7 protein-coding genes are annotated in these 13850 nt (G+C 55.3%); 2 read left to right on the top strand and 5 right to left on the bottom strand.

Annotated features, from left to right (window positions below):
* Positions 1–4: 4 nt before the first annotated feature.
* The 4 genes from BM123_RS15920 to BM123_RS15905 form a co-directional block, all read right to left on the bottom strand.
* A complete protein-coding gene (locus tag BM123_RS15920; RefSeq protein WP_090170310.1) occupies positions 5–1078 on the bottom strand; it encodes an efflux RND transporter periplasmic adaptor subunit in 1074 nt (357 codons plus the stop codon).
* 2 nt (positions 1079–1080) lie between these two features.
* A complete protein-coding gene (locus tag BM123_RS15915) occupies positions 1081–5379 on the bottom strand; it encodes a CusA/CzcA family heavy metal efflux RND transporter (RefSeq protein ID WP_090170308.1) in 4299 nt (1432 codons plus the stop codon).
* A 69-nt stretch (positions 5380–5448) separates the two neighbouring features.
* Positions 5449–5859 (bottom strand): hypothetical protein, encoded by a 411-nt coding sequence (locus tag BM123_RS15910; protein ID WP_090170306.1) that lies wholly within the window; start codon positions 5857–5859, stop codon positions 5449–5451.
* Positions 5860–6096: 237 nt separating this feature from the next.
* On the bottom strand, positions 6097–6909 hold the full coding sequence (locus tag BM123_RS15905; protein WP_090170374.1) for a beta/alpha barrel domain-containing protein: 813 nt from the start codon (positions 6907–6909) through the stop codon (positions 6097–6099).
* Positions 6910–7071: 162 nt separating this feature from the next.
* On the opposite strand from BM123_RS15905, the gene BM123_RS15900 reads away from it, so the two are divergent.
* Positions 7072–7293 (top strand): hypothetical protein, encoded by a 222-nt coding sequence (locus BM123_RS15900; protein ID WP_090170305.1) that lies wholly within the window; start codon positions 7072–7074, stop codon positions 7291–7293.
* A gap of 316 nt (positions 7294–7609) precedes the next feature.
* Here BM123_RS15900 and BM123_RS15895 read toward each other — a convergent pair whose 3' ends face one another.
* Positions 7610–9940 (bottom strand): TonB-dependent receptor, encoded by a 2331-nt coding sequence (locus BM123_RS15895; RefSeq protein ID WP_090170303.1) that lies wholly within the window; start codon positions 9938–9940, stop codon positions 7610–7612.
* 278 nt (positions 9941–10218) lie between these two features.
* Between BM123_RS15895 and BM123_RS15890 the strand changes: the two genes are divergently transcribed.
* Positions 10219–13749 carry an AsmA family protein gene (locus BM123_RS15890; protein WP_090170301.1) on the top strand — a complete coding sequence of 1177 codons (3531 nt, stop codon included), beginning with the start codon at positions 10219–10221 and terminating at the stop codon, positions 13747–13749.
* The last annotated feature ends 101 nt before the right edge of the window (positions 13750–13850 follow it).

Here is a 13850-nt window from a genome sequence, read left to right as displayed (position 1 = left end):
CACACTACTCCCCTAAATAGTATGCCCCGCCGGTCACCCACTCTCCGTCTGACGGATTAGAGAAGGTGACGAAATCTTCCACCACCTCTGCGTCCCGCAGAGCGGTTTTCTCGTATTTCCCGTTCCGCATCTGGAAAGCGAAATAGGTCTGTCCTTCTTTCACTACCGCGTCCAGCGGTAAGCCGTAGACCTCCTGGCTGCCGGTGAGAATAGTGGCATTGACGAACAAACCGGGAAGTAACTTCTCCCGATCTGTGCCCTCGAAATGGCAATGAACCTGCAGGCTGGAGGAGGCATCGTCTACCATCGGGTTGATTTTCTCAATCCTTGCCGTTCCGGTCTTCGCCTCAAAGGGTAAGGTATAGTTGACGGTTTGTCCCTTTTGCAATCGCCCGATCTGCTGGGAGGGCACCATCAGCTCCAGGTGGAGATGGTCCGTTCCCGCAATTTCCATCAACTGATCGCTGGGGGAAACCATCCGGCCTTCATTAACGGTGACTTCATGGATGAAGCCCGCAGCCTGGGCGTATACTCCTACGGTACTTTGAAAAGTTCCCTCCTTTTCCAGCGCATCGACCCCGATGCCGTACTGTTGCAATTCAGTCTTCAGGCCTTTGTAGGTAGCCGTCAGCAATGCCACCCGGCCTTTGCTGTCCTGTAAAGCGGCAGCGGTTGTTGCGTCCCCGGCACTGAGGATCTTTTGCCGCTCCAGGGCCTGCCGTGCGGTAGTCAGGCTGGCGCTGGTTTCCAGTAACTGGCGTTGTAGGGGAATCAATTCAGGGTTGGAAATCCGGCAAAGCAATGCTCCTTTACGGACGTAATCTCCCGGAATCAGGCGCAGGCCGGAGACCTGCCCCGTGGTGCGGGAGTGAACGGAAAGACGGTCCGAAGGAGGAATCTCGATCGTACCGGTGCAGGCAATGGAATTGCTGACCGTCCGCCGGGCCAGCGGCCCGGTGGTGATGGCTTCGTTGGTGGCTGCGACTTTTGTCGTCTCCGCTGCTGCTTTTGCCGGCTCGTCCGGCTGGCAACCAGGAAGTAAGACAAGTGCCAAAGGGAAAAAGATCAGGTACTTCATGATCAAAACTGGTTTTGGAGGTAGCTCAGTTCAATGACCAGCTGGTTAAGTTGATGGAGTTGTTGTAAGTATTGGCGACGGCCGTCGAAGCCCCGTTGACTTAGCTGGCTGAAGGTCAGGAAGTCAATTGCGCCCTGCTCGAATTGCAGGCGGGCGATCTGGCTGATTCGGGCATTGCTGGCGTCATTGGCCAGCTTGTAGGCAGCAATGGCGGGCTGCAATTGCGCGATTTGCGCGCGCAGGCTGCCCAGGCGGGTGGTGTAGCGGTCGGTGATCATCCGGCTCTGGTTGTTCAGCGTTTCCCGTTGTAGTGTTGCCTGCTCTGAGCGGACTTTTTGGTTGCGCCGGTCGAGCGGTAAACCCACCCCGATGGCCAGGCCCTGGAAGGCGAAGTCCTTTTCGATGGTCTGCAGGAAGTAACCGGCGGAGAGTTGCGGTTGGCGTTCCAGGCGGTTGGTGAGCGCGGTTTCTTTGTCCAGCCGGTCGCGTTGACGATCAAGAGCGGTGAGGTAGAGGTTTTCGGCAGTATCCTCTTCCGGAACGACTAACAGATTCGGGGGGCGCGGCCGCAGGTGCAAAGAATCCGGTAAGAGAGCAAGGAGGCGCAGCTCTGCCTCCGCCGCTGCCACGCTTTGCTCGCCTGCGACTACTTGCTGACGGAGGTTGCGTAGCTCCTGCCGGAATAGTTCTTCATCGATCACGCCCAGCGTACCCGCCCGGCGGCGGAGCTCGATCTTGTCCGTCAGCTGTACATAGTGCCGGGCCAGGGAATCCTGCAGCTGTAACAGAGCGTTTTGGTGCTCCCATTCCAGATAAGACTTCCGTAGCCTGAACGCCAGCTCCCGGACCAGAACGAGGTTTTCGGCCTCCAGCTCAGCCACTCTGGCGTCGATGACCTCCCCGCGAGGCCCTCGTGAAAAGAGATGGTTCAGATTTTGATGAACACTCAGTTGATGGTCGAAGTCAACGGCGTTGATCTGTCCGCCCTGGTAATCGATCTCCAGCGGAGACCATGCCCCGATCGACCGCCGGTTAAGTGCTTCGGCGCGGACCCTCAGCTGTTGGTTGGCCAGGGAAGGATTGTGCTCCAGGGCATAGTCCAAGAGTTCCGGAAAACTATTGATCGTTTGGGCGGAGAGGCCCGGGCTGAAGAGCAGCATTGCTATTACTACACTTCCCATTGCACCTGCGGCAGCGCCCCCGAAACGCTTCCGGTTCACCAGGTAGTACAGTGCCGGCAAAACCACCAGCGTGAGCAAGGTCGATGACAATAAACCGCCAATCACCACCGTCGCCAGGGGGCGTTGCACCTCTGCTCCACTGCCGTTAGACAGCGCCATCGGCAGAAAACCGAAAGCCGCTACGGCCGCTGTCATCAATACTGGTCGTAAACGGGTGGCCGCAGCATCGGTAATGAGCGCGGAAAAATCAGGATAGTCAGCGGGTTTCAAATGCTTGATCGCGCTAATCAGTACAATACCGTTGAGCACTGAAATGCCGAACAAGGCGATGAAGCCAATCCCCGAGGAAATACTGAAGGGCATTCCCCGTAGTTCCAGCGCTAAAATTCCCCCGATCGCTGAAAGTGGTACCGCAACGAAAATCACGAGGGCATCCCGGAAGGTGCCGAAGGCCAGGTACAGCAGTAACAGAATGAGCCCCAGCGCCAATGGCACTGCCACCAGCAGGCGTACGCGGGCCGACTGCAAGCTCTCGAACTGCCCACCGTACTGAACCTCGTAACCCGGTGGCAAGTCCAGCTTTGCCTCCAGCGCCGTTTGAATATCGGCTACCAGCGTCGCTACGTCCCGGTTACGGACGTTGACGCCGATGTTGATGAAGCGCCGTGCCTGCTCCCGCGAGATCAGCATCGGGCTCTCCCGTTCTTCCACCGAGGCAACTTCGCTCAGGGGAATTAACCGGCCGTTTCGTGCTGTGATGCTCAGTTGATCAAGGTCAAGCGTTTGCCGCGACTGATCGTTGAGCCGAACGACAAGGTCAAATTTTCGTTCCTCCTCGTAAACGCTACCTACAATCTCCCCGGCGTAGGCCGCGCGAATGAGTTGGTTGGCCGCACGAACGGTGACTCCGTATTGGGCCATACGGTTCCGGTCGTAATTGACGGATAGCTGCTGGAGCCCGTCCGTTTGGTCTACCCGCACGTCGCCAGCCCCTTCAATGCCTTCAATGATGGCTGCGGCACGGTCGCCGCTTTCTTTCAGGGTCTCTGCATTCTCACCGAAAATTTTCACGGCGATGTCTGACTTGGCTCCCGTCATCAGCTCATTGAAGCGAAGTTGGATGGGCTGGGTAAAGTCGAATGAGGCCCAGTTGATGGGGGCCAGTTTGTCTTTCATCATCGCCATCAGGTCTTCCCGGTTGTCGGCGGAGGTCCACTCTTCCTTGTCCTTCAGGATGATCATGATGTCCGCATCCTCGATGGCCATCGGATCGGTGGGTACTTCCGCCGTTCCGATCTTGGAGACGACGTGCTTCACCTCCGGGAAATTGTCCAGCAGGATTTTCTCCGCCATCGTCGAAGTATGGATGCTCTCCTGCAAGGAACTTCCCGGTTTGATGGCCTGTTGCATGGCAATGTCGCCTTCCTCCAGGGTAGGGATAAACTCACCGCCCATCCGGCTGAAGACGAAGAGTGCCGCTGCCAGTACCACCAGCGCGATGAGCAGGGTAGGGGCTGCATGGCGAACGGCGGCCCGCACTACCGGCCGGTAGTGCTGTTCCAGCCAGGCCATGATGCGGGCGGCAAAGCCGGTCTCGGCTTTGATATTTTTGGACAGGAACAGCGAAGCCATCACCGGCACGTAGGTGACACTCAGGATCAGGCTGCCCAGAATGGCAAAACTGACTACCTGCGCCATTGGCCGGAAGGTCTTGCCCTCCGTGCCCTCCAGCGTAAGAATGGGCAGGAAAACGAGTAGAATGATCAATACCCCAAAGGCGGCCGAGCGGTAGATTTCGCCCGTAGACTTACGAACCGCTGCGTCCATTTCTGCCTGGGACAAATGCTGGCCGACGTAGCCGATCGCCAGAGCGTGTAGCAGCCCTTCTACAATGATCACGGCGCCGTCAATAACGATGCCGAAGTCAATGGCACCCAACGACATCAGGTTAGCTGATATGCCGAAGTAGCGCATCATGATCAGGGCAAAGAGCATGGATAGCGGGATTACGGAGGCCACCACGAGGCCCGCCCGCAGGTTGCCCAGCAGTAGGAGGAGGACGAAGATGACGATGAGCCCGCCTTCGATCAGGTTGGTCCGGACGGTGTCTATCGTCTTGCCGATCAGGCTGGCCCGGTCAAGGTATGGGTAGATGGATACGCCTTCGGGTAAGGAGGCTTCTACTGTTGCCATCCGCTCCCGGACGTTGCGCAGGGCTTCAGAAGAGTTGGCACCCTTCAGCATCAGGGTGATGCCGCCAACGACCTCGCCTTTGCCGTCCATCGTCATGGCACCGTAGCGCTTGGCGCTGCCGATGGTTACCCTGGCTACATCGCGGATGCGTAGCGGTGGCCCGGCTTCATTTCCGAGCGGGATGGCCATAATGTCTTCCTCTGCACCCACCCGACCTTCGGTACGGATGTAATAGGAGTAGCTGCCTTGCTCCAGGTAACTGCCCCCGCTGTTTTCGTTGTTGTCTTCCAGGGCAGTAATCACCTCTTCAACACTTACGCCATAATTGCGGAGTGCTACCGGGTCAAGAGCTACTTCATACTGTTTCAGGTAGCCGCCAAAGCTGCTTACTTCAATGATGCCTTCGGTACCATTGAGTTGGCGTTTAACGATCCAGTCCTGAATGGTACGCAGCTCCGTAGCGTCATATTTGTGCGCGTACGCAGGTGCAACGGTGAGGACATACTGATAGATTTCGCCCAGTCCGGTAGTAATGGGCATCAGCTCCGTCTCTACGCCGGAGGGTAGTTCTCCGGCAGCGACGTTCAGTTGCTCCTGAACGAATTGCCTGGCCCGCAGTACCTCCACCTTCTCCTCAAAGACGATGGTGATCACCGATAGTCCGTAGCGGGAGATTGACCGGACTTCCACTACATCGGGGATGTTGGTCATCGAGGATTCAAGCGGGTAGGTAATGAGTTGCTCTACTTCCTCCGGGGCGAAAGTGGGGGCTATGCTCACGATCTGTACCTGATTGTTGGTAATGTCGGGAACGGCGTCCAGCGGAATCTGGGAAGCGGAGAAAACACCAATGATGCTGATGGCAAAAACGCCGATCAGCACGATCAGTTTGTTCTCAAGCGAGAACCTGATAATAGCGTCAAACATAGTAGAAAACGTTTAGCAAAATACGAAAACCACCCGCCTGGCCGAAGCGAAGCGGGGAACGAAAAAGAGCTAAACGATGATAGGTGGGCCGCGCGGCGCGTCGGCATCCGGGTACACTCCGGAGGGTGGAAAATGCCAACTGCGGAAAACCCGTTCACGGCGTGTAACGCCAGGCTCAGAGATGACAGCAAGCACAATGTGGGGAAGCGTCGCGGGCGGTAGCGTTGCGGTGAACGCCAGGTCGAGCGTTACGTCGTGATCAGCAGAGAAGTGTTCCAGGTGATCCTCTCCAAGGTCCGTGTTGGTAAAGAAGTCCTGGAGGAGGCCTAACAGGTCTCCCCCGGAAGCAGGGATATGCCCGGCCGTCACTTCCCCGGGCTTACCACACGGCAGACCGTGTACATGAGGCACTACGGAGTGCAGGCTAAGCAGGAGCCCGGCCAGGAGTAAAAGTGTGGTATGAAAGGGGGAATACCTCATTTCAATAAGTAAGGTAAGTGCCCTGCGGGCTTACTTGCTGAAAAATGGATGCTGAACCGGAAATTTGGACGGAGTCTTAATAGTAGGCATGTTGAGCCTTTGTTATGCCACCAGCCCCGAAGGGGCAGATCGCTGGCCGCGTCGGCAAAGTGAAGCCGGACCAAGCCCACAAAAGGAGCTGTCTACGCCGCCGGTAGCTTCGGGGGCAATATTTTTGAATTTCCCGGGCATGATTGCTTACTCCAGAAACACCTTCCCTGACTCCACCATCGCCTCCAGAAAAGCTTCCCGCTCTACCCCCGTCCGGTCAAAGCCGAAGAACTGAAAAAGGTTTTCCGTTGGCATATTGCCGGTCAGGTCGTCCTTGGCCATGGGGCAGCCGCCGAAGCCACGGATGGCACCGTCGTAGCGCAGGCAGCCGCCTTTGGCGGCGGCGGCGATCTTCTCCTCCCAGCTGTCCGGAGTGGTGTGCAGGTGGGCCCCAATCTCCAGGTCGGGATAGCGGGGGATAAGATTGCTGAACAGGTAGTGAATGTTAACGGGGTCACCCACGCCGATGGTGTCTGACAGCTGAAAAATGCGGATGCCAAGCTGGGCTAAACGGCTTAACCATTGCTCTACCACTTCCACGTTCCAGGGGTCACCATAGGGGTTGCCGAAGCCCATACTGAGGTAGAGCACCATCTCCTTGCCGGCCGCAACGGTGAGCTCCTGAATCTGCTTGACCCGTTCCAGACTCTCCGCCAGGGTAGCATTGGTATTCCTGAGCTGAAAGGTCTCGCTGACACTAAAGGGGTAGCCGAGATAGTCGATCTCCGGATGAGACAAGGCGGCTTCCGCGCCCCGGCGGTTGGCAACGATGGCGAGTAACTTCGTGTCGGTCTTACTCAGGTCGAGCATTCCGAGCACTTCGGCGGTGTCCCGCATTTGCGGAATGGCCTTCGGGGAAACGAAGCTGCCGAAATCCAGCGTATTGAAACCGCAGGCCAGTAATTTTTGCAGGTAAGCGGCCTTCGTTTCCGATGGAATGAAATCGTGGCGCCCCTGCATAGCATCACGGGGGCATTCGATGATCTTGATGGGGTGGTGGTTGGGCAAAACGTGGTTAGGTAAGCGGTTAAATCAGAAAGAATATCCTTTGTCGGTAAAATTAAAGCTCATTGCCTCAACACCATGGGCTTGATTGTAGTTTTACAAAAAATTATATCCCCGATGATCAAGCACTCTACCACCATCACCGTTATTGGATTCCTGTTGTTGATGATCGGCATCGTTACGCTCTTCCTCAATATGGTCGGCGTCGACCTGATCTTCCTGGACTGGCTCTACCGGATGAACGTCGGCTTATCTTTTGCCGTCCGGCTCGGTATGGTACTCATCGGTATCGTGATGATCTACGTAGCGCAGACGGATTGGGACCGGGAGGAGGCGTGAGGGATTCTTGATTCTCGATTCTTGATTTTGGATTTTGGATTTGGGCGCGGCCGCAGGTGCAATGTGAGTTGAAAAGCAGCGTATGAACACCCTGAAGTCTCGAATCTTCCAGTAGTTCTATAATTTTTACGCTTAGCGTTCCCCTCGAGTAATGCCCTTTTTCTGTCCAGGGCTTTGACGTTAGCATATAGGTGTTACAGCACAGCTAATGGGCCTTATCTGAAATAGCGAATTTATTTGTCTCTAATCCTGGACGGACAGACCGTTTTTAATTTTTTTCCGCAACCCGCAACCCGCAACCCGCAACCCGCAACCCCTACCAGTAAAAAGTCCCACTCAAACTAGGCAGAATGGGCAGCTGGTTCACGCGGGAGTTCGTGATCCGGTCTACGTAGAAGATGTTTTCCCGGTTGTAGGCATTGGTGACGCTGGCGGTAACTTCCAGGCGGCTGTCGGTGCCGAACTCAAAGGTCCGCTGCAGGGAAAGGTCCAAGCGGTGGAAATCGCTCAGGCGCCCGCCGTTCCGGTCGGGGCTAAGCAGAACGCCGAGGTCGCCGTTGCCCGTCAGGATGTTCGGAAGCACGGGAGCGGTCGTCAGGTCGGGCTCTTCGATGAAGCCCAGCGTTTGGGTGAATGGGAAGGCGGATCCGAAGTTAAAGCGGAAGCCAAATTCCCAGGCATTGTCTCCTCCAAAAACATAGGTGCCGTAGGCATTGACGTTGTGCCGGCGATCAAAGCTCGTGGGGTACTCCTGCTCGCCGTCGTCGCGGGTTACGAAACCCAGGCTGTAGTTAGCCGCCAGGAAGACACGCCCGCTGCGGTATTCTCCGCTGATGTCTCCACCGTAGGCGACACCGTCAAGCGTGACAAAGTTGGGGTCCGTAGCCCGCAGCTTATTCCGGTTCAGCTCAATGAGCTGATTGAAACCCTTGTAGTACCCCTCCAAGTTGAAGGTCAGCTTTTCATTAGCATCCACTTCAATACCAACGATGGCGTGAGCCGCCTTCTGGAGGTTGTCCGCAGCGGCGGTTTCTCCGTCTGGCTCAAAGATGGTGCCCTCCGGCCCGACGAGGAAGCCGGTGAAAAAGTTGACAATGTCGAGGTCGTTCTGGGTAGAGATCAGGTTCTGGCTGTAGAGGCCACCGGCAGCCTTCAGACGGATGTTGTCAGTGGCATTGAACTTCAAGCCCAGGCGTGGCTCAAGGCTGAAGGTGTTCTGGCTTGCGTAGTATTGCATCCGCAGGCCGGGTTCCACGATCAGTTTCCCGAAGGTGCCTTTATATTTTCCGTAACCGTTCAGCTCCGTGGTAAAATCTTCCTGAAGGAAGGTGATGCCCAGTGGATTGACGAAGGTGAAGTTGGTGTTCACGCCGTTATAATCGAAGCCGTAGGAGATCTCATTATTTCCGCCGAAGTAGGTGAAGTCGAGCCGGGCAGTGTAGTTGGCCACGGTACTGCTTCGCGGTGCGCCGTCGCGCTCGGCAAGGCTTACGTCATAGGTAGAGGCAGAAATAACGCCGTTGATGACGACGTTGCTGCTGGCCGGTACGATGTTGAAGCTTGCCCCGCCCCCGTTGTTTGTCCAGGCCAGAGAGGCAATGGCGGGTACTTCGAAGTCGTCCGTGAAGTTAAATCCGAATAGGTTGAGCTTAGAACCGTTGCCGCCTACGAGGCTGACTTTGCCGTAGATGTCCTGATAGTTGTAGGGCAGGCCAATGTCCCCCGCCGTTAGGTTCGAGCTGTCTCCAAGGTTGAAGAAATTATCCTGGACGGCGTATTCATAAATGGCTTTACTCGTTTCGGGGAGCAAGCTCCGCTTAGCGGTAAGCAGGAAGCTGATGCTGCTGCCGGAGTCGTTGAGTTTTTTGATAGGGCCTTCGGCGAGGACCTTCGCCTGGAAGGGGCTGGCGGAGACCAGCCCGCCGAATTGCTTCTTGTCCCCTTCCCGCGTCTTGATGTCAACGATGGCAGAAATACGACCGCCATGTTCTGCGTTGAAGCCGCCGGTGTAAACGTCCGCTGAGCGAATGGCTTCCGTCTCGAAAACGGAGAACAAACCGATACTGTGGAAGGGATTATAGATCGTCATGCCATCCAGTAGCAGCTTGTTCTGTACCGGGCTGCCACCTCGGATGTAGAGCTGGCCGCCCTGGTCGCCAGAACTGACAACACCGGGTAATACCGTCAGGTATTGGGCAATGTCCGGCTCACCTCCGGTGGAAGGTACACTCATGATCTCATCGCTGCTGAAGGTTACTTTGGAGACGGCAACGTCGGAGCGGGCCTGTTCCCGCCGGGCACTAACGTCTACCGTCGATAGGCTTACTCCGCTCGGGAGTAAGGTGATCCGCTTATACTCAATCTCGTTTTCAACGGCGATGTTGATGTCGAACTCTATCGTCTCGTAACCGATATAAGAGGCAATGAGCTTATAGTCTCCTACCTGAAGGTTAGCGAAGCTGAAGAAACCATCGATGTTGGTATTAGCCCCCTTATTGAGCCCATCGGCTCCGGTAAGCTGTACGGTGCCAAAGGCAATGGGGTCACCGTTGTCGTTATCATAAACGTTGCCGCGAATAATCGCAGACTGAGCAGATAAAGCAGTGGTGAATATGGAAAGAAGGGTAAGTAGCAGGTAGGGGCGCATAGCTGAGGTTCGGTGAACAGGCGCAAAAGTAGCTAATCACGGGTAAGGTTCAGAGACAGTTTATGTCGGGTATTTGCGGAGGAGCAATTATTCGGGGAATAAAGGAAAGGTACTCCTGCCCACACTGCTCTGTCCACCTCTCTTTGCACCTGCGGCAGCGCCGGAAAAAGGGCTCCGATCAATAAGAACACTCCCTGCCGACGAACTCCTTACCTTTATATCAGGTTTCCCTATTGTTGGCCGTAAAGGAATTTAGCTTCCGGTGCTGCATCCCTGCTATGTTAAAAAAAATCCTCCGCGTTGTACTGGTATTGTTGACCATTTTGCTGCTGTTGCTGGCAGGTGCGGGGGTGGCCATTAATTCCTATCTGAAGTCCGGTAAGCAGGAGATGCTTGACGATCTGGCCGAGAAGACAGGCCTGGAGGTCGCTTTTGCCGACCTCGACTTCCGGTTCTGGAGCACTTTTCCCGTACTCAAGGTCTCCATTGACAGCCTGGTGCTGCGGGATAGTGAACGGCCTTCCTCGGAACCCGCCTTGCTCTCTGCCGAAAAAATTGTTGGAGCCGTTTCGCTCGCTAAGTTATTGACGGATACCCTGATGATTCAGCAAGTCAGTATCCGTGGCGGCGGGCTCTACGTCAAACGGGATTCAGTGGGGACCGCCAATTTGGGACACCCTCCGCAGGAGCCCGCCCCCGCTTCACCGCCGGAGCTCCCCGGTTTACTCAACCCTGCCCTGGACTGGGGAGGCGTAGTTGTTCGTCTGGAAGATTTCGATGTGGCTTACCACTACGCTGCTCAGCACAAAAAAATGGAATTTTACCTGGACAGTTTACAGACCATCGCTGAAAGAGGAACAGGTAAAGAAGTCCATTTTGATGTCAAAATGGAGGCAGACGTAAAAGGCATTGCCTTTAATACTCTGACGGGGCATTACCTGGACAACTCCTCTCTGCGGGGTGAGGTGTTACTTAGCATGCGGGATACTGCCTGGGCTCTTGCTCCATCGTACCTCTACGTTAATGACGAACGCTACAAAATGAGCTTGTTGGTCGGCCGGAACGGCCGTAAAAGCCTGGATCTTGAGGTAGAAAAGGATGCCATCAATTATGAAGAAGCTCTCGCACTGTTACCCCGTGCGCTGCAAAAAAAGTTAAGTAACTACGGGGTGTCCGGCCCCTTCCAGGCGCAGGTCAAAGTAAAGGAACGGCCCGATGAAAGAGAGGATCCGGAAATCAGCGTTGATTTTGCTATTGCCGGGCAGGACGTTACCATCGAGAAGCACTTCTTTAGTAAGGTGCATACTTCCGGTAACTTCACTAACCGGTTGGCGGCTGAGCAGGGGGGGGTACCGGGAAGTAAACAGAACTTCTTAGTAAAGCTGGACAGTACGGAAGGCTATTGGGGGAAGCTTTTAGTGAAAATGCCACAAGCCGTTCTCCGTGGCACAAGGAACGACCTGCGCTTACGGGGCCCCGTGCGGGCCTTCGGCCCGTCCGACGAGATTAACGACGTCGTCAAAACCCGGGATTTTATCTTTAAGGGAGGTCGCTTTCAGCTAAACACATTCGTAGACGCCTCTCTGAATTCGGTGGATGAAATAATCACTACCAGCGATGGAAAACTGACCTTTCGCCAGGTCGATGTTATGTACCGGCCCGCAGGAATTGTTTTCCCTCTACGTTACCTTGAAATGGGCAAGCGGGAGAAGGACATTCAATTTGCTTTGGAGAGTAGTGCCCGAAAATCAGACTTCGCTTTTAAGCTGGAGGGAAAGCTGGATAATCTTCTTCCCTTGCTGTTGGACCGGCCGGCGGAGAACATCCGCACCGACGTTACGCTTACCGCTCCTCGTCTTGGGTGGACAGACTTTCTCAATGTTTTCGGCGAAGACGGCGTTTTGAGCCCGGAAGAAGAAATGAGCGATAAACAGCGTAAGGAGTCCATGAAAAAAGCGCTGCTTGGCCTTCAGGGAGCGTTTCATCCGAGCATTGAAGTGGAAATAGACACCGTGGCTTACTTTGACGTTTTCTCAGTACTGGATTTCAAAACGGGAATGCGGTTTGACGGAGATACTCTGGTGCTGGAACGAACCACCTTTAATTGGGAAGAGAGTGACTTTGGCCTGTCTGCCCGTCTGGGCCTGAAGCAGCCCGCTCAAACGCCCTTCCGCCTTGGGATCAATGCAGAAAATCTGGACCTGAACCGGCTGCGGCCGAGCCTGGAGTACTTTGGGCTTAGCCTTCCGGAAGGGCTGGATTCTTTGCCGGCTGACCTGAACATAGATTTCTACCATAAAGGGGTTATTGATGATACCCTGGGGATTGCCCCCGGGTACAACTTCGGGAAACTGGCCTTTAAGGAAGGTACGGAGAACCAGTTTGCCGGCACGCTGGCCTATCGCCCCGGCCCCGAAGGCATTCAGTCGCAGTTGCAATTAGACGGGGACCCCAGCTTCATTAATCACCTCTTTGCCGCCGAAGACTTTTTCTTTGGCTCCGGAAAGTTTCGCATTAATCTGGATATAACCGGCACCCCGGCCAGGCTGAGTGATCTGATGGAAAACTCCGTCCTCCGTCTGGAGATTGACAGCAGCCGGATTACCTACCGTCCTGCGGCCGTCTATTTGCCCATCCGAAGGTTTGTCGTGGACGCGAAGAACGAACAAGCCACCTTTGAGCTAGAGCTCTTTTCAGAATTTACCCGCAGCCACGTCAACGTCAGTGGAGTGATGGACCGCCTGACTGCCTTCCTGTACCCTGATCTGGGCCGATCTTTCACGATGAAAGCTGACGCCACGGCGCAAAGTATTCGTCTGTCGGATTTTCAGTACCTCATGCCGGCAGAGGTCGGCGCCACGGTGGCAAAGACCGATACGGGCAGCTTTAACCTTCGTCAGTCATTGATGGCAGCAGAGGGTATATTTTCCTCCTTTCGCCCGGATGTCAGCCTGAAGGTGGATACCTTTTTTGCGAACGACGGGACGGAGTTTACGGATATATACGCAGGCTTCCGCCGGGATGATTCTACCCGGCTGATACTGGAGAAGTCCGGTTTCAGCATCGCGGGCGGCGAGGTAGAGTTCTCCGCTACTTATGATTACAACAAAGAGAAGCAATATCCCTTCGCGGTGGAGTGGAAAACGGACTCTTTAGCCCTGGAGGCATTGAGCCGGAAAGCAGACAATATTAAAGGGCTTAGTGGTACACTGCCAAAGGCTTTGCGGGGAATATTATTTACGGAGGGTAAGTTCGAAGGCGTCCTGAACGATCAGCAAAAGAAGATATTGATGGATCAGACCGTAGGGGAAATCGACCTGCGGCTGACCGATGCGGAGATCAGTAATTGGTCCACGCTTCAGAAAATAGGTCGTAAGCTGAGGATGAGGAAGCGCTTTGAGCGGGTGAAAATGACGCCACTGCTGGTTAAAATGAACTTTGACAGCGGTCAGGTCTGGTTGCCGGAAACGGAGATTCAGTCCACCCCCTTACAACTGTTCGTGGAGGGAAGCTACGATACGCTTGGCGGAGCAGACCTGCTGATATCGATCCCGCTGCGCAACATTGGCCGGGGCGTATTGACGGAGGTACCCCCGCTAACGGGCTACGCGCAGGCTGGTCGTAAGGTCTACCTTGTGGTGGAGAACGATAAGGACGGGGCACCAAAAGTTCGCTTCCGGCTGGGGCGCAAACGGTATTTCCGGGACCGGGGCAGGCTGGGAGAACTCAAAAGTATTAAAGCCGCAGAGCGGGAACTGCGCAAGGCAGCAAGGCAAGAGAGGCGGCGCAAACGCAGGATCAAAGAGTAGTAGCGAACAGCAGGGTGGGGTGGCACGGCGCCTTAAAGGCCCTGCATTGCACCTGCGACCGCGCCCCCACAGTCTGGATACTGTTGCCAAAATCTTAAGGT

Source organism: Neolewinella agarilytica (assembly GCF_900110645.1).
GTDB lineage: Bacteria > Bacteroidota > Bacteroidia > Chitinophagales > Saprospiraceae > Neolewinella > Neolewinella agarilytica.
This window is presented reverse-complemented; position numbering and strand designations above follow the sequence as displayed.

Coding starts and splice junctions, on each gene's coding strand:
- BM123_RS15895 (WP_090170303.1), bottom strand. CDS start 9,940: ATGCGCCCCTACCTGCTACTTACCCTTCTTTCCATATTCACCACTGCT.
- BM123_RS15905 (WP_090170374.1), bottom strand. CDS start 6,909: ATGCAGGGGCGCCACGATTTCATTCCATCGGAAACGAAGGCCGCTTAC.
- BM123_RS15920 (WP_090170310.1), bottom strand. CDS start 1,078: ATGAAGTACCTGATCTTTTTCCCTTTGGCACTTGTCTTACTTCCTGGT.
- BM123_RS15890 (WP_090170301.1), top strand. CDS start 10,219: ATGTTAAAAAAAATCCTCCGCGTTGTACTGGTATTGTTGACCATTTTG.
- BM123_RS15910 (WP_090170306.1), bottom strand. CDS start 5,859: ATGAGGTATTCCCCCTTTCATACCACACTTTTACTCCTGGCCGGGCTC.
- BM123_RS15900 (WP_090170305.1), top strand. CDS start 7,072: ATGATCAAGCACTCTACCACCATCACCGTTATTGGATTCCTGTTGTTG.
- BM123_RS15915 (WP_090170308.1), bottom strand. CDS start 5,379: ATGTTTGACGCTATTATCAGGTTCTCGCTTGAGAACAAACTGATCGTG.